This is a genomic window from Brenneria sp. L3-3C-1, assembly GCF_016456245.1.
In the GTDB taxonomy this organism is placed as follows: Bacteria; Pseudomonadota; Gammaproteobacteria; order Enterobacterales; family Enterobacteriaceae; genus Brenneria.
Genome location: NZ_JAEMHF010000001.1, coordinates 1,075,389 through 1,090,193 on the forward strand (window position 1 = coordinate 1,075,389; position 14,805 = coordinate 1,090,193).

Consider the following 14,805-nt stretch of genomic DNA (forward strand, 5'->3'; position numbering starts at 1 on the left):
GAGATATTCCATGCAGTTTGACTGGAGCGCCATTTGGCCTTCTCTGCCCCTTTTGTTGGAAGGGGCAAAAATGACGTTGCTGATCTCGGTTCTGGGTCTGCTTGGCGGCCTGATTATCGGTGTGATCGCGGGCTTTGCCCGCGCTTACGGCGGTTGGTTTTCCAGCCGCATCGCACTGGTATTTATTGAAATCATCCGCGGTACGCCGATTGTTGTACAGGTGATGTTCATTTATTTCGCCCTGCCGATGATTTTCACTTCGGTGCGCATCGATCCGTTTGCCGCCGCAGTTGTAACGATAATGATCAACTCGGGCGCTTATATCGCGGAAATCACCCGCGGCTCCGTGCTGTCGATTCATAATGGCTTCCGGGAGGCCGGGCTGGCGCTGGGATTATCCCGGCGCGCAACGCTGCGTCATGTTATCGCGCCGCTTGCGCTGCGCCGTATGCTGCCGCCGCTGGGCAATCAGTGGATTATCAGCATCAAAGACACGTCGTTGTTTATTGTCATCGGTGTTGCGGAACTGACGCGTTCAGGTCAGGAAATCATAGCCGGTAATTTCCGTGCGCTGGAAATCTGGAGTGCGGTAGCCGTGATTTATCTGTTCATCACGCTGGTACTCAGCTTCATCCTGCGTCGTCTGGAAAGAAGACTTAAGATTATATGATTGAATTTAAAAACGTTTCCAAACACTTTGGTCAGACGAAAGTTTTACATGACATCGATCTGAAAATCAATCAGGGCGAAGTTGTGGTGATTATCGGCCCTTCCGGCTCCGGTAAATCCACGCTGCTGCGCTGCATCAACAAGCTGGAGGAAATTACCAGCGGCGAACTGATTGTCGATGGCCTGAAGGTGAACGATCCGCGTGTTGATGAACGCCTGATCCGTCAGGAAGCGGGCATGGTGTTTCAGCAGTTTTATCTGTTTCCCCACCTGACGGCGCTGGAAAACGTGGCGTTCGGCCCAATCCGGGTGCGCGGCGCCAACAAGGCGGAAGCCGAGAAACTGGCCAAAGAGCTGCTGGGTAAGGTCGGGTTGTCCGAACGGGCGCATCATTACCCTTCCGAACTTTCCGGCGGTCAACAACAGCGGGTCGCGATTGCGCGGGCATTAGCGGTCAAGCCTAAACTGATGCTGTTTGATGAACCCACTTCGGCGCTGGATCCCGAGTTGCGTCATGAAGTGTTGACCGTAATGAAAGATTTGGCGGAAGAAGGGATGACCATGGTCATCGTTACCCACGAGGTCGGTTTTGCCCATAAAGTGGCTTCACGTCTGATCTTTATCGATAAAGGCCGCATTGCTGAAGATGGCAATCCGGAAACGCTGATCACCAATCCACCAAGCGATCGCTTACGTGAATTCCTGCAACACGTCTCCTGAGTGATCATCTGAAAGGAGGCGAATGCCTCCTTTGAGTTTGCTGACAAAGTCCGGTGAGCGGCGATAATGGATGGATCGTAAAGACGCTGCAAGTACGTCCCTGTATGCTCGAACCGCGCCATCCCTGGCGCGGACGCTTTACTCTTCCATTCCATTATCACCGTTCGATAAAGGGTGATAGGTTTGTCAACGGTCTGAAAGGAGGCGAATGCCTCCTTTTCAATATGGCTTTACCGTGGGTATTCTCGCTCAATAAACGCCGCAAAATCCTGACACATCACATCATCGCCTTTTTCATTATCCGCCAGCACGCGATTGCCATCGACAATCCGTATCCGCGCGTCTAAATCGAAATCCGCCGCAGGCTGAGAGCGTAATGTTGCTTCAGAGATGGTTGATTCCGCCTGTTGCCAGGCTTCATCGACCGTGAGGTTACAGGCGCGCGCCAGATAAGCTGGATTGAACCCTTCTCCCGTCAAACTTCTCAACGTATCATCATGGCTGACGCTGTTGCCCGGCCGCCAGTAATGTTGCGCCAGATCGGGGCCTATCGCCGGATTGTCCGTCAGATAACCGTCACGTTGCAGGAAGTAATGCCGCGTTTGCTCCACCGCCATCAACGCCAGCAGATATCCCTGATAAGAACAGGCCGACTCCATGGACAGCAGGTGGGGGATCGCCAGCGTCGGACGCGGGCTTCCGCTGATGCCCAGAATACGCTGTTCAATCTCTCGCGCCAGCCGGGTCATAGCCTCAGGCGTGCGCTGTTCGTCAGACCAGGAATAGAGCTCCCACTCAAAGTAAGGCACCAGCAGAATATGACGTTCATTAAACGCCCGCATCGGCTGTCGGGTACTGATGTCCGCCCGAATCAGTTCATCCGGGATGGGCGCACCCTGCGCATTTTTCGCATAGCGTTTCAGCCAGTCGGCATCATGCAACAAGCTGTCGCAGAACATCGATTGGGTTTCCGCATAGGCCATGGATGTTGGCGGAAACTCCTGTGAAAAACAGGGGGCGTTCTGACGGATGTTGGCAAAATGCGCCGCATGTCCGCCCTCATGAAACAAGGTATTGATGCCGCTGGCGCCGCTGCCGACCTGATCCGGTTTCGCCAGGCTGGTGAAATTAATTCGCGCCGGGATCCATTCGCCCTGCTGAACAAAAGGCGGCACCGGGCCATGCATAAAGCCATTCTCGTACTTGCCCTTACGCACCAGTAGATCGAGCTGCATTTCCGCGCCGTTAAAGCCAATATGCAAGCGCTTAAAACTGTTGATCCAACGCGCCAGCGAAGCGGCGAACGGAAAATAAGGATCAAGCTGACGGGTCACGTCACCGGTGCTGGCGTAACGTATATTCCACGGTTGCAATGCCGTCTCCCCTTTTTCGGCGGCCAGACTCCTCAGGCTGCGGGCGTTCGCCTCGCGGGTTTGCGCTTCAAAAGGATCGAGAATGGCGAATAGCTGTTCCGGGGTCATGCGCTCGGTTTTATTCACCTTATAATCAAAATAGTTGCGGTAGCCCATCTGGCGGGCAAAACGGTTACGCAGGCCGATCAGTTCAGGAAAACCGTTGTGCAGCAGCCATTGCTCCAGATCGCGCAACGCCTGTTGCGAACTCTGCCGATAGGCTTCCGTGTCATTGGTTGCCTGATTGGTCAGCAGCTCGCCCAATGACGCCGCTACCCGCTCGCCTTTGGCGTCCACATGCGTCATTTCATAGGCTTTACGCTTTGCATACAGCGTACTTTCCGCCGCGATGATTTCATCCATCAGCGCCTGCGCTCTCGGATCTTCAATCACATTGCAGTCGAAAAACCGATACCACCCCTGCAAACCATGCAGCAAGGCCTGCTGGTCGTCATTTGCCGGGCTATTCTCCAGCGCCGCAATATGCCGTCGCAATTCACCCAGTCGCTGCGGCTGGGAAATAAAACGTTTATAAGCACTTTCCGCGGCGGAAAACCGGGCGGACACATCCTCGCTTCCGGTTGCCATATAAAGCTGCCAGAACAGATCTTCTTTGGTTTGGTGAACGGCAAGATAGTCACGGTTCAACGCATTAAAATAATCTACAGCCTGTTGCATGATAGTCTTTCCCTCTGTTAACCCAGCCGTTTTCTAATGGCGGCAACCGCCTGTTCCATCGTCGGCGCGACGCCGGTCGCCACCAGACAACAGGCCAGTTGCAGACGAATCGCCTGCGGCGGCGCGATCTCCCCCGCCAGACATTGCGCCGTCCAGCGCGCCGTGGTTGCCGCATCTTTGGCGATCGGCAAACCGTCAGGGGCGACCACAATATCCTGACGCAGTTGCAGCACCTGCGTTTTCTGCTGGTGAATCAAGTGAATTTCCGGACAACGCTGAGGGCTGGCATACGCTTCGCCTTCCGTGCCGTGCATCAGCAGCGCCCGCCCGTTAATGTCTTTGAAAAACGTCCCGACGCGGGATACATACTCTGGGTGAGAGACGCAGGCAAGCCTCAATGCCGCTTGCTCGGCAAAAGGCGTGGCGACTTTGGCCAGCGTATGGCTGCTGTTGCGCACCCCCATCCGCCAGCGTAGCTGCAACTGTTGATCAATGGCGGGACAGAGTACCGAAACAGGAATAAAAACCGGCTGCCCCTCATCGAGCTGCCGTTGCGCCTGTTCGGCGCTTTCGACCGCCGATATCCCAAGATTGCGCAATATCTCGGCGCTGGTGACGCGGGTGGGATCTTCACTCACGCCGTGGATCACCACCGGAAACCCCAGCTTTGCCAGCAGAAGCGCCAGCAGCGGCGTCAGGTTGGCCTGTTTTCTTGCGCCGTTGTAACTGGGGATCACCACCGGCATCGGGCGCTGCGCCGGTGGTTGCAAATGCAGAACCTGTTCATTCATCGCCTGATAAAAACCGCGCATTTCCGCATCCGACTCCCCCTTAATACGAAAGGCAATCAGCAATCCGCCCAACTCAAGCGCCGGAACATCGCCATTCAGCATCCGACGATACAACTCGTAGGCTGTCGTTTCATCCAAATCACGGGCATGATTTTTACCGCGACCGACCTCTTTAATGACTTTGGTGTAATCCATGCTGGCCCTCGTTAACCGTGATACAGCCGTTCATCTTGTCATACGCAGGCGTGTTGCCGCCCGCGCCCTGGAATCGATTGAATAGCGTTGTTAGCTTCTGTGCGAAAATAGCATGTTTTCCCGGCTATGGAATAACCTAACCCGTGTGATATCCCCGCGGCGATAGCTAACCGTCCGGCGGCATATCCCGTTGTTCAATCGGGAAAACGGGCAAAGCGGCAAGCAACTGGGCGCCATAGCCTTTGGTCAGCAGACGTCGGTCGTAAATGATAATTTCACCGAAGCATTCATGGCTGCGAATCAAACGCCCAACCTGTTGAATAAGACTGAATGAGGCGCTGGGTAAACTCTGCACCACAAAAGGATGACGCTTCAGGCTTTTCAACCACTCGCCTTCGGTGAGGATCACCGGACTGTCAATCGGCGGGAAAGCGATCTTGTGAATATGCACTTGAGACAGCAAGTTCCCTTTCAAATCAAGTCCTTCCGAAAAGGATTGCAATCCAATCAAGACGCTGGTTTGCCCTTGCTCTACCCGTTGGCGATGCAACTCCACCAGACGATAGCGGGGCTTATCCCCCTGAACCAGCAGCATCAGCCGCAGATCGGCGACCTGCGTCAGAAACAGCTGCATGGCGCGTTGGCTGGCAAACAGCATTAACATCCCGCGATGTTTATCTTTTTTCAGCTCAGCCCGGAAAAACCGCGCCATTTCGGCAATATGCTGCGGCTCATTTTGCATCAGCGGCTCATAGCGCATGTTGGGGATGACCAGACGCCCCTGTTCGCGGTGATTAAACGGTGAATCCAGCGCTAAAAAGCTGTCGCCGACCTTCTCATTCAGACCGGACAACTCCTGCAAACGCGAAAAACTGTTCAACGACCGCAGCGTCGCCGACGTCACGACCACATGCGGCACATTGTTCCATAATAACTTTTCCAACTGATCGGATACGCGAATGCCCGCACAGTGCAGGAACAGATGCGACTGCCCTTCCCGAACCTCGCGGGTGAGCCATTTGGATACCGGCGCATTGGAAGACTTCTCCATCGCCGCCAGCCGCCACAGTTTGCTCAACGCCTCCAGATAGCCAAGCAGACGGCTCATTTTCAGCAATGCCTGATGTAAACGCACCACGTCGTGTTTACCGGTTTTCTCGCTGAGATCGTTGAGCATAAATTCCATTAGCGCGCGCAGACCATCGGTCAGCTTAAATAACCGGATACAGCTTTCGCGCATTTCGTCGGGCATTTTCCCCATCGTGAAACGGTATTCGGTTTCACCGCCCTCTGCCGGTAAAAATAATCCGCACATTTGCGAAAACGACTGCGCCAGTTCGCGCAGTTCCTCGCAATGGCTGGTCAGCCTTTCACTGTGCGCCAGCCGCGGCGGCGATTTCGGCGCGAACTGCGCCATGCACAATCCGATCTGCTGCACCACCAGTTCAAGTTGCAGGGCGATATAAGCCGGTGTGACATCGCCGGACGTTTCCAGCGTATCGCGGGCGACATCCGGAATGTGGTGCCCTTCGTCCAACACCAGCAATAGGTTTTTGGGATTCGGCAACACCGACTCGCTTTCCATCGCGGCCATGACCAACGCGTGATTAGTCACCACCACATCGGCACTTTCAATCTCCCGACGGGCGACAAAGAACGGGCATTCACGGAAATAATGACAATTATGGCCGAGGCAATTGGCTTTGTCGGTGCTGAGCTTTCGCCACAGGCTGTCATCAATGGATTCCTGATAGTGATCGCGCAGCCCATCCCAGGCATAACTTTGCAGCGCCTTTTGGATACGGGAACATTTTCCCTGCTCTTCCCGGTTGGAAGGCGCCAGTTCATCCCCTAAAAATAGGGTAAGATCGCCCTGAGCATCCACATCCGTTGCCAGCATCGCCAGATTACGCGGGCAAATATAACGCCCACGGCCAAATGCGGCGGTGAATTTGAGTTCGGGGATAAACTTCTGCAACAGCGGTAAATCTTTGCTGAAAATCTGATCCTGCAAGGCCACATTCGCGGTGCTGACGACCAGCGTTTTTTCTTCCGCACGCCCAACCGCAATGCCGGGGATCAGATAAGAAAGCGTTTTGCCCACGCCGGTAGGCGCTTCGATAGCCAAATGGCGCGGATAATCGCCCGCCAGCGTTTTTGCCACTTCGGCAATCATCTGTCGTTGAGGTATGCGGGAAATAAAATCCGGAATTTGCTGTTGCAGGGCCTTATACCATTGGCCTATCTGCTGTTTTATTGCGGGGGACAGCGCCATGCCTTCTCTATTTTCAGTCAATCTGACGGATATTGTCCCACAGACCGGCAATAACGTCAGCCGATATCAGCGCACATTCCCTACTCGACAAAATCCAGACCGCCGGTTAGGGTAATCATCTGTTTGGCCGCTGACGATCGTTTAGGGCCGCCGATACATCCGCAACCTGCGAAATGAAGGGCATATGTCATCCGTTCATACGGTCAAACAATCCTACTGGTTTTCTCCGCAGCTTCCCCACGTTGAGAGCCGCTCTACCTGGCACAGCGCTCAGCGCTATAAAACGCATAGCCATGCGCAATTCTCCATCGGCGCTATCGAGCAAGGCGCCACGATCTGCCATTACCGTGGGGAAAAACATCGGTTACAGACAGGCGATCTGATTTTCATCGATCCGCAGCAGCCCCACAGCTGTAACCCCTTTCCCGGACAGACCCGTAGCTATCATATGCTGTATTTGGATACCGGCTGGTGTTTGGAAAAACTCGCTGAGCTGTATGGCTATCCCGTTGCCTCGCTGCACTGCCGTTGTGTCACGCTGCGCAATCCGGCCCTGTTTGCCGATTACCGGCATCTGATTAGCCAGTTGCATCAAGGAGAGATCGCCGCCGCCCGGCGAACGCTGAACGAACTGATAACGCCGATACTCCTGCAATACTGCGCTCCGGTTCAGCAAGTCGAACGGCCGGCTGCGTCTTCGGATCCGGCCCAATTAACGACGCATCATGTCCGCCAACGTTTGCTTACTCATTTGCAGGAAGCGCCGTCGCTGGAAACCCTGGCTAAGGAGTTAAATCTGCGGCGGGAAACCATCGTGCGGCATTTTCGTCACCATACCGGCATTACCCCTATGGCGTATCTCAATAATGCACGGGTGGAATACGCCAAAACCTTACTAAAAAAAGGCGTGCCGCTGGCCGATGCGGGCTATCAAAGCGGTTTTTGCGATCAGAGCCACTTCCATAAAATCTTCGTGCAATACACGGCGGCGACGCCCGGACAATATCGGCAGGCTCGATCAATATTTGACAATAAATAGCGATATCAGATGGCTAGACTGACCTCGATTATTCTTCGAGGTCATCGGCATTATGCTCATCAGTACACTCTTTCCCGATAATTTCCCTGCGCTGGCGTTGGCTCACTTTGTCGCCTTACTGAGTCCCGGGCCGGATTTTTTCTTACTCACCGCGTATGCGATTCGCTACCGTTTACGGGGCAGCGCCGGAATTTGCCTGGGTATCGCCCTGGGAAACGGTATTTATATTTTTCTGGCGATAATAGGTTGGGCAGGCATCCAGCATTCGCCGCGGCTCTTTATGGTTATTGAACTAAGCGGCGCCTGTTACCTGTTGTGGATTGGCTATCAACTGCTGAAAAGTCACGCGTCGCACTCGCTAACGCCGGTACGGCAGACCGCCGGCTGCCCCGGTTTTCTCCGGCAAATCCTCCTGGGATTGGGTTCCGCCTTACTGAATCCCAAGAACATACTGTTTTACATTAGCCTGATGACCGGCATTCTCGGTCAGCATGTCACGCCAATTCAGCAAATCGTCAGCGGTGTCTGGATGTTTTCTATCGTGCTGGTCTGGGATTTGCTGATTGCCATGCTGATCACACTGCCGCGAATACAGCGGCGGCTTCAGCGCTACCTGAACCCGATCGGACGCGCCGCCGGCGTCATTTTAATATTCTTTGGTTTAATACTCCTGTTTCACCGCTGAAGACTTTATAATCCGGGGCAATGAATAAAAGGATAACCTGATGAATGTAGTCAAAGTAGGTCTTATCGGGCTATTTGCCCTGTGCGCCATCGGCGGGATCGGCGGCGTGATGCTGGTCGGTTACATCATTATCGTGCACGGCGGTTAATCTCCCGCCGCCGGGCCGGTTATCCCTCATGCCGCGCGGCATAAAATTGCGCCCAGTAAGCCGGAATACGGGAGAATGTCAGCCTAAACCAGGAGGTAAACGCTTCCGGCGACGTCGCCATACGCTGTGCGATCTGTTCCAGCGACTGGTACTGATACCCTGCCGCCTCGTCCGGATTAATCTGCGGAACATCATCGGTTATGCCGAAATAGACGTGCCCCAACTCATGCTCGATAAGGCCATTATGCAACGGCAGCCGATAGGTCAGAGTAAACATGGGCGTAAGCGCACAGCGTAACCCCATTTCCTGATACAGCCGGCGGTGTGCGGCCTGGAGCGTATCCTCGCCGGGTGCCGGATGGCTGCAACAGGTATTGCTCCAAAGCCCTCCGCTGTGATACTTCGCCTCGGCGCGCTGCTGCAACAATAGCTGCTGCTGTGAATTGAAGATATAAACGGTGATTGCCCGATGTAATTCGCCTTTTTCATGCGCTTTCTGTTTTTCCATAACGCCAGTCGGCCTGTCGTTTTGATCAACCAGAATGACTTCCGTCAACGGCATACGTCCTCCTCTGAGATTACCCTAAGCGGCGACAAACCTGCCGCCGACAGCGCATCGGCGGCAGTACGCTACGCGTTATAGCATAATGAAACTCTGATTTTTAACACGCTGTGAATCCTGCCCGATAAATACCTCATATTTACCTGGCTCAACCACCTGCTGCATACGGGCATTGTAGAATTTCAGCGCGTCCTGATCGATAAGGAAACTGACGGTGCGTGATTCTCCCGGTTGCAGCATCAGTTTTTGGAAACCACGCAACTCTTTCACCGGACGGCTGACAGAGGCCACCACGTCATGCAAATACATCTGCACCACGGTTTCGCCGGCCCGTGCGCCGGTGTTTTTGACCGTTACGCTGGCCGTCACCGTTCCGTTGCGCGGCATCGTCCGGCTGGATAAGCGGACGTCCGATACGCTGAAGGTGGTATAGCTCAGGCCGTAGCCAAACGGATAGAGCGGGCCATTGGCTTCGTCATAATAATGCGAGGTGTATTTGCCCGGATTTTCCGGCGTGTATGGCCGGCCGGACGGCAGATGGTTGTAATAGATCGGGATTTGGCCGACCGATCGCGGAAAGGACATCGGCAACTTGCCGGACGGGTTATAGTCGCCGAACAGAACGTCGGCGATGGCATTGCCCCCTTCCGTTCCGCTGAACCAGGTTTCCAGCAGCGCGTCCGCCTGTTGATCCTCACGCACCAACGCCAGCGGACGGCCATTCATCAGCACCAGAACCAGCGGTTTACCCGTGGCTTTCAGCGCCGTAATCAGGTCTCGTTGGCTTTGCGGCAAATCGATATTGGAACGGCTTGAGGCCTCATGCGCCATACCGGCCGCTTCACCCACCACGGCCACCACCACATCAGCCTGCTTCGCCGCCCGCACCGCTTCGTCAATCATCGCCTGCGGCGAACGTTTATCGATCTGAACCGCCTCTTCATACAGATTCAGGAAATCAATAATCCCCTGATGATTGCTGATATTGGCGCCTTTGGCATACAGAATGGCGGCGTTGTCGCCCACCGCATTCTTGATGCCCTGATAAACCGTAATCGTCTGTTTTGTCACTCCGGCCGCAGACCAGCTTCCCATGGTATCGCGTTTGCTGTCGGCCAGCGGCCCGACGACGGCAATCGTCCCCTGTTTTTTCAGCGGCAACGTTTGCAACCGATTTTTCAGCAACACCAGGCTTTTACGCGCCACTTCACGCGCTTCTATACGATGCAAACGGCTTTCCGCATTGGTATCCGCCGGATCGGAGCCCGCCGGCCCCAAATGACGGTAGGGATCCTGAAACAGCCCCATGTCATACTTTACGTTAAGCACCTGGCGGCAGGCGTCATCGATTTCCTGCTCGCTCACCGCGCCGCTTTTTACCAGCTCCGGCAAATACCGGATGAAGTATTCATCGCTCATGCTCATGCCGACGCCGGATTTTAACGCCAGCCGGGAAGCATCGCGCGGGTTGTCGGCCACGCCATGCTTAATCAGTTCCTTAATCGCGCCGTGGTCGGTAATGGTTATCCCTTTAAACCGCCACTGGTCGCGCAAAATCTCTTTCAGCAACCAGCCATTGGCCGTGGCGGGCGTGCCGTTAATCGAATTCAGCGCCACCATCACCCCGCCGCTGCCGGCATCAATCGCGGCTTTGTAGGGCGGCATATAATCCTGAAACATGCGTTGAGGACTCATATCCACGGTGTTGTAATCACGCCCGCCTTCGACCGCCCCGTAAAGCGCGTAGTGCTTTACGCTGGTCATCAGCGAATGACGCGCCGTCACGTCGTCGCCCTGAAAGGCTTTTACCACCACTCCGGCTATCTTGCTGGTTAACCAGGTGTCTTCGCCGAAACCTTCAGAAACACGACCCCAACGCGGATCGCGGGTAATATCGACCATCGGCGCCCAGGTCATATTCAGGCCGTCTTCCGTGGCCTCATAGGCCGCAATACGTCCGCTTAAGGCGATAGCGTCCATATCCCAACTGGATGCCAGCCCCAGCGCGATAGGAAAAATGGTGCGCTGACCGTGCAGCACATCGTAGGCAAAAAACAAGGGAATTTTCAGACGGCTAAGCTGCATCACCTGATCCTGCATCGCCCGGATATCAGGCCGCGTGACCGTATTAAAAATCGCCCCGACCTGACCGTTCCTGATCATTTCACGAATGGCTTCTTTGGGATTATCCGCCCCGACGCTGATTAATCTGAGCTGCCCGATTTTTTCGTTCAGCGTCATTTTTTTCATTAAATCAGAGACAAAAGCATCACGCTGTTGATGTGACGGTGTAACAGATGATGGCGGAGACAGGATTTCCTCAGCCGATATCGGGCTACAGGCAAGTCCAATTGCAATAGTCAGTGAAGTAAGCCATTTCATTCTTTATACAGATCTCGTCAATCCCGGCATCAGGACAGGTCACTGATGCTCAAGATAGGTTTGTAGATAAATCAGCCGTTGCGCCATAACCTCTGGCAGGATGAAGACCGCCGAATCCGGCACTCACCGACAACGCCAACGCACTTAGATACACCGCGCGTAATCATAGTGTATTTCTTTACATTTCATTGAATAAAAACTGTAAGAATAATGCGAGGCGTTGCGCAGAATAAAAATATTCCTCCCGCTGACCTACGTCGGCCGACACTGCGGTGAATTCAGACATGGCGGAATTATGCGGAATACATGCCTGTCCGTTGGTCAGAATTGAAACGCCGGATGATCGCCGGCGTCGTCATAAAGGAAAAGACAAAAGGTCTTCAGGAAGCAATGCGGCTTAACGCTTTATCCAATGCCCCAACCAGCCAATCAATATCCTGTTCCTGAAAAGCCAGCGGAGGACGCAGCTTCAGCACGTTGCCATATGGCCCGGCGACCGAGGTGAGCACCCGCTCGGCGCGCAGCCGCTCAATGACGTCCAGCGCCAATGCCTTATCCGGCGTTTTGGCTTCACGATCGCCGACCAGTTCAAACCCGATAAACAGTCCCGCCCCACGCACATCACCGACACACTCGTGTCGCTGCGCCAGATATCCCAGCTCGCGGCGTAACTTTTCTCCGACGATCAGGCTATGTTCCTGTAAATTTTCCTCTCTAATCACGCTTAAAACCGCCTGGGCGGCAGCGATGGAAACCGGGTTGCCGCCAAAGGTATTAAAATAGGGAATTTCATCACTGAAAGCGGCCAATACCTCCGCTTTTGCCAGCAGCGCGGAGATGGGAATGCCGTTGCCCATCGGTTTTCCCAGCGTCACAACGTCCGGCACGATATTATGACGACCGAATCCCCAGAAACTTTCACCGGTGCGGGCAAACCCCGGTTGAACCTCATCGGCAATAAAAATCCCGCCATTCGCATGCACGACATCGATGGCAGGTTGCAGATAGCCTGCCGGCCCCGGCAGTACGCCATCCGATGAGAAAATCGAGTCCGCCAGAAACCCGGCGAACTTAATGCCGTTTGCCGACATATCGTCAATTTGTTTTTGGATCTCATTGGCAAACCAGACGCCCAGATCCAGCGCCTTGACCCGGTAGCGATCGGGAGACGGCACCAAACGCGTGGTCGAAGCCAGCGGTTGTCCGCTGCCCAACGCCGGCGACGCCCCGGAGGTCAGTTCGCTGGTGCCGTGATAGGCCTCCTGACTCACAATAATGCCGGTGCCGCCGCTGTAGGCTCTTGCCACGCGGATTGCCAGATCATTAGCCTCTGAGCCGGTACACATATACATCGCTTTATTGATTTCATCCGGCACAGTCGTCAGCAAATCGACGGAGTAATCCAGAATGCGCTCATGCAAATAGCGGGTGTGGGTGTTCAGCAGACTCATTTGTTGGTGTACCGCTTCAATCACCGCCGGATGGCAATGGCCGATGCTGGCCACATTGTTATACACATCAAGATATTTTTCACCCGCCGCATCCCAAAGATATTGCCCCTTGCCGCGGACTAAATGCACTGGGTTGCGATAAAACAAACGATAGGATTCGCCAAGCACTTTACTGCGCTTATCAGTGAGTTTGCGAACATCCTTATCCAACGCGTCGGCGTGTTCCGCACGAAAACTGTTGGTATCCATAATGGTTGAGCGTGTCGCCATGATGACTCCAGTGTAAATAATCAATTAAGACCAAGGCCGGAAAACCGGGGGCGGTCTGAGGCTGAATGTCACCATACACCAAAAGCAACAAAATACACAAATACAAAAAAATGCACTTTTTTAGAGCACAAAAAACACCAAAAAAGAGCAAGGAATGAGTAAAAAGACCGCGAAATTCTTCAATGACGACAGGTAAGTAACCGGCACCCGATCGCGAAAATATTTTAATTAACTGTATTAAAAGGGATAAAAGTAAAAATAGCGATATCACCTGAAAATGGCATGTTTAGTGCTAGAAACCACACAATAGCAAAAAAATGCACAAATAAGCGTGGTGCGCAAAAAACACCAAACAGATTGCTTCAGATTTGCACCGTAATTGTGTCGATATTTTCTGCAACCGTAAGGGGATCGTTCATGAACACTTTTTCATTTCGCCGCACCAGTCTGATAGCCGCACTCGCCGTATCCACGCTTGTCTCCGCCGCCCAGGCCGGCACGATTACCGTATATACCTCACTGGAGGAAGACGAAATCAAGGACTATATCGCTCAGGCCAAAAAAGATATGCCGGATCTGACGGTGAATGTCCTGCGTTTATCGACCGGCGATCTGGGTCCGCGCATTCTGGCCGAAGCCAAAAATCCACAGCATGACGTTCTCTGGGGATGGGCGCTGACCAATGTGATGGACAAGCGGATCTCCGCGCTTTTAGAACCTTATGCCGCCAAAGGCGCCGATAAGCTGGCGGATACCTACCGCGCGCCTGACGATAAGTGGTTTGCCGCCACCGGATATATGGCGGCCTTCTGCGTCAATACGGAAGCGCTGAAAGCCAAGAACCTGCCGGTTCCCGCCTCCTGGCAGGATTTAACCAACCCGGTATATAAAGGCGAGATTGTCATGCCGAACCCGGTGTCCTCCGGTACCGGCTATCTGCAAATTGCGGCGCTGTTGCAGTCAAAAGGCGACGATCAGGGATGGGCGTTCTTAAAAACGCTGGATGGCAATATCGCCCAATATACCAAATCCGGCTCCCGCCCTTGTAAAGCCGCCCGCACCGGCGAATTTGCGATTGGCGTGTCGCTGGCCTTCGCCGCCATGCAATCGATTGAAGAGGGATACCCGGTAAAAATGGTGATCCCCAACGATGGCGCCGGCTATGAGCTGGAAGCCTCCGGTCTGATGGCCGCCGCAAAAAATAAGCCGGACGCCCAGCGTTTTCTGGATTGGACCCTCTCCGACAATGCGGCCGCGCTGTATACCAAATATAAAGAGATCGTCACCATTCCCGGCGTTGAGCAGGCGAATGCGGCCAAAATGGCCGGATTGCCGGGCGATCTGTCGACCGTATTGTATCCCGTCGACTTTAGTAAAAGCGCCGAGGAACGCGATACGATCCTGAGCCAATGGCAAAAAACCATCGGTCGCTAACAGGTCGATCGTAAAAAATTATTTTCGATGCAACGATACGCATAAACGCTATTGGCCCAAAAAAACCATCAGACGCCGACGTCTGACCCCGTGG

General features: G+C 54.0%; 12 protein-coding genes. 6 read left to right on the forward strand and 6 right to left on the reverse strand.

Going from position 1 to position 14,805, the window contains the following annotated elements; all coding sequences use genetic code 11:
- Positions 1-10: 10 nt before the first annotated feature.
- Positions 11-670: a glutamine ABC transporter permease GlnP gene (glnP, locus tag JG725_RS04820; protein ID WP_199376875.1), complete on the forward strand. Its 660-nt coding sequence runs from the start codon at positions 11-13 to the stop codon at positions 668-670.
- Entirely contained in the window at positions 667-1,389 is a 723-nt protein-coding gene (gene glnQ, locus JG725_RS04825) for a glutamine ABC transporter ATP-binding protein GlnQ (RefSeq protein ID WP_172289162.1), read from the forward strand. The genes glnP and glnQ overlap by 4 nt, the downstream gene beginning before the upstream one ends.
- A gap of 230 nt (positions 1,390-1,619) precedes the next feature.
- Here glnQ and JG725_RS04830 read toward each other — a convergent pair whose 3' ends face one another.
- The 3 genes from JG725_RS04830 to dinG form a co-directional block, all read right to left on the reverse strand.
- Entirely contained in the window at positions 1,620-3,479 is a 1,860-nt protein-coding gene (locus tag JG725_RS04830; protein WP_199376876.1) for a M3 family metallopeptidase, read from the reverse strand.
- A 17-nt stretch (positions 3,480-3,496) separates the two neighbouring features.
- Positions 3,497-4,465 (reverse strand): DNA-binding protein YbiB, encoded by a 969-nt coding sequence (gene ybiB / locus JG725_RS04835; protein WP_199376878.1) that lies wholly within the window; start codon positions 4,463-4,465, stop codon positions 3,497-3,499.
- A gap of 166 nt (positions 4,466-4,631) precedes the next feature.
- A complete protein-coding gene (gene dinG, locus JG725_RS04840; protein WP_172289159.1) occupies positions 4,632-6,740 on the reverse strand; it encodes an ATP-dependent DNA helicase DinG in 2,109 nt (702 codons plus the stop codon).
- 184 nt (positions 6,741-6,924) lie between these two features.
- Here dinG and JG725_RS04845 point away from each other — a divergent pair, with 184 nt between their 5' ends.
- The 3 genes from JG725_RS04845 to JG725_RS20615 are packed head-to-tail and all read left to right on the forward strand — an operon-like array spanning position 6,925 to position 8,612.
- Positions 6,925-7,779 (forward strand): AraC family transcriptional regulator, encoded by an 855-nt coding sequence (locus JG725_RS04845; protein WP_199376880.1) that lies wholly within the window; start codon positions 6,925-6,927, stop codon positions 7,777-7,779.
- Positions 7,780-7,831: 52 nt separating this feature from the next.
- Entirely contained in the window at positions 7,832-8,464 is a 633-nt protein-coding gene (locus JG725_RS04850; protein WP_199376882.1) for a LysE family translocator, read from the forward strand.
- Between the two features lie 40 nt (positions 8,465-8,504).
- A complete protein-coding gene (locus JG725_RS20615) occupies positions 8,505-8,612 on the forward strand; it encodes a hypothetical protein (protein ID WP_233356299.1) in 108 nt (35 codons plus the stop codon).
- 19 nt (positions 8,613-8,631) lie between these two features.
- Here JG725_RS20615 and idi read toward each other — a convergent pair whose 3' ends face one another.
- The 3 genes from idi to JG725_RS04865 form a co-directional block, all read right to left on the reverse strand.
- Positions 8,632-9,174, reverse strand: a complete 543-nt coding sequence (gene idi / locus JG725_RS04855) for an isopentenyl-diphosphate Delta-isomerase (protein ID WP_199376885.1) — start codon at positions 9,172-9,174, stop codon at positions 8,632-8,634.
- A gap of 75 nt (positions 9,175-9,249) precedes the next feature.
- Positions 9,250-11,556 (reverse strand): beta-glucosidase BglX, encoded by a 2,307-nt coding sequence (gene bglX / locus JG725_RS04860; protein WP_199376887.1) that lies wholly within the window; start codon positions 11,554-11,556, stop codon positions 9,250-9,252.
- Between the two features lie 380 nt (positions 11,557-11,936).
- On the reverse strand, positions 11,937-13,277 hold the full coding sequence (locus JG725_RS04865) for an aspartate aminotransferase family protein (RefSeq protein WP_199376889.1): 1,341 nt from the start codon (positions 13,275-13,277) through the stop codon (positions 11,937-11,939).
- A gap of 417 nt (positions 13,278-13,694) precedes the next feature.
- Between JG725_RS04865 and JG725_RS04870 the strand changes: the two genes are divergently transcribed.
- Positions 13,695-14,711: an ABC transporter substrate-binding protein gene (locus JG725_RS04870; protein WP_199376891.1), complete on the forward strand. Its 1,017-nt coding sequence runs from the start codon at positions 13,695-13,697 to the stop codon at positions 14,709-14,711.
- Positions 14,712-14,805 lie beyond the last annotated feature (94 nt).

What these genes read in the sequence shown, in the direction of transcription:
- glnP (WP_199376875.1), top strand. Translation starts at nt 11, where the DNA reads ATGCAGTTTGACTGGAGCGCCATTTGGCCTTCTCTGCCCCTTTTGTTG.
- glnQ (WP_172289162.1), top strand. Translation starts at nt 667, where the DNA reads ATGATTGAATTTAAAAACGTTTCCAAACACTTTGGTCAGACGAAAGTT.
- JG725_RS04830 (WP_199376876.1), bottom strand. Translation starts at nt 3,479, where the DNA reads ATGCAACAGGCTGTAGATTATTTTAATGCGTTGAACCGTGACTATCTT.
- ybiB (WP_199376878.1), bottom strand. Translation starts at nt 4,465, where the DNA reads ATGGATTACACCAAAGTCATTAAAGAGGTCGGTCGCGGTAAAAATCAT.
- dinG (WP_172289159.1), bottom strand. Translation starts at nt 6,740, where the DNA reads ATGGCGCTGTCCCCCGCAATAAAACAGCAGATAGGCCAATGGTATAAG.
- JG725_RS04845 (WP_199376880.1), top strand. Translation starts at nt 6,925, where the DNA reads ATGTCATCCGTTCATACGGTCAAACAATCCTACTGGTTTTCTCCGCAG.
- JG725_RS04850 (WP_199376882.1), top strand. Translation starts at nt 7,832, where the DNA reads ATGCTCATCAGTACACTCTTTCCCGATAATTTCCCTGCGCTGGCGTTG.
- JG725_RS20615 (WP_233356299.1), top strand. Translation starts at nt 8,505, where the DNA reads ATGAATGTAGTCAAAGTAGGTCTTATCGGGCTATTTGCCCTGTGCGCC.
- idi (WP_199376885.1), bottom strand. Translation starts at nt 9,174, where the DNA reads ATGCCGTTGACGGAAGTCATTCTGGTTGATCAAAACGACAGGCCGACT.
- bglX (WP_199376887.1), bottom strand. Translation starts at nt 11,556, where the DNA reads ATGAAATGGCTTACTTCACTGACTATTGCAATTGGACTTGCCTGTAGC.
- JG725_RS04865 (WP_199376889.1), bottom strand. Translation starts at nt 13,277, where the DNA reads ATGGCGACACGCTCAACCATTATGGATACCAACAGTTTTCGTGCGGAA.
- JG725_RS04870 (WP_199376891.1), top strand. Translation starts at nt 13,695, where the DNA reads ATGAACACTTTTTCATTTCGCCGCACCAGTCTGATAGCCGCACTCGCC.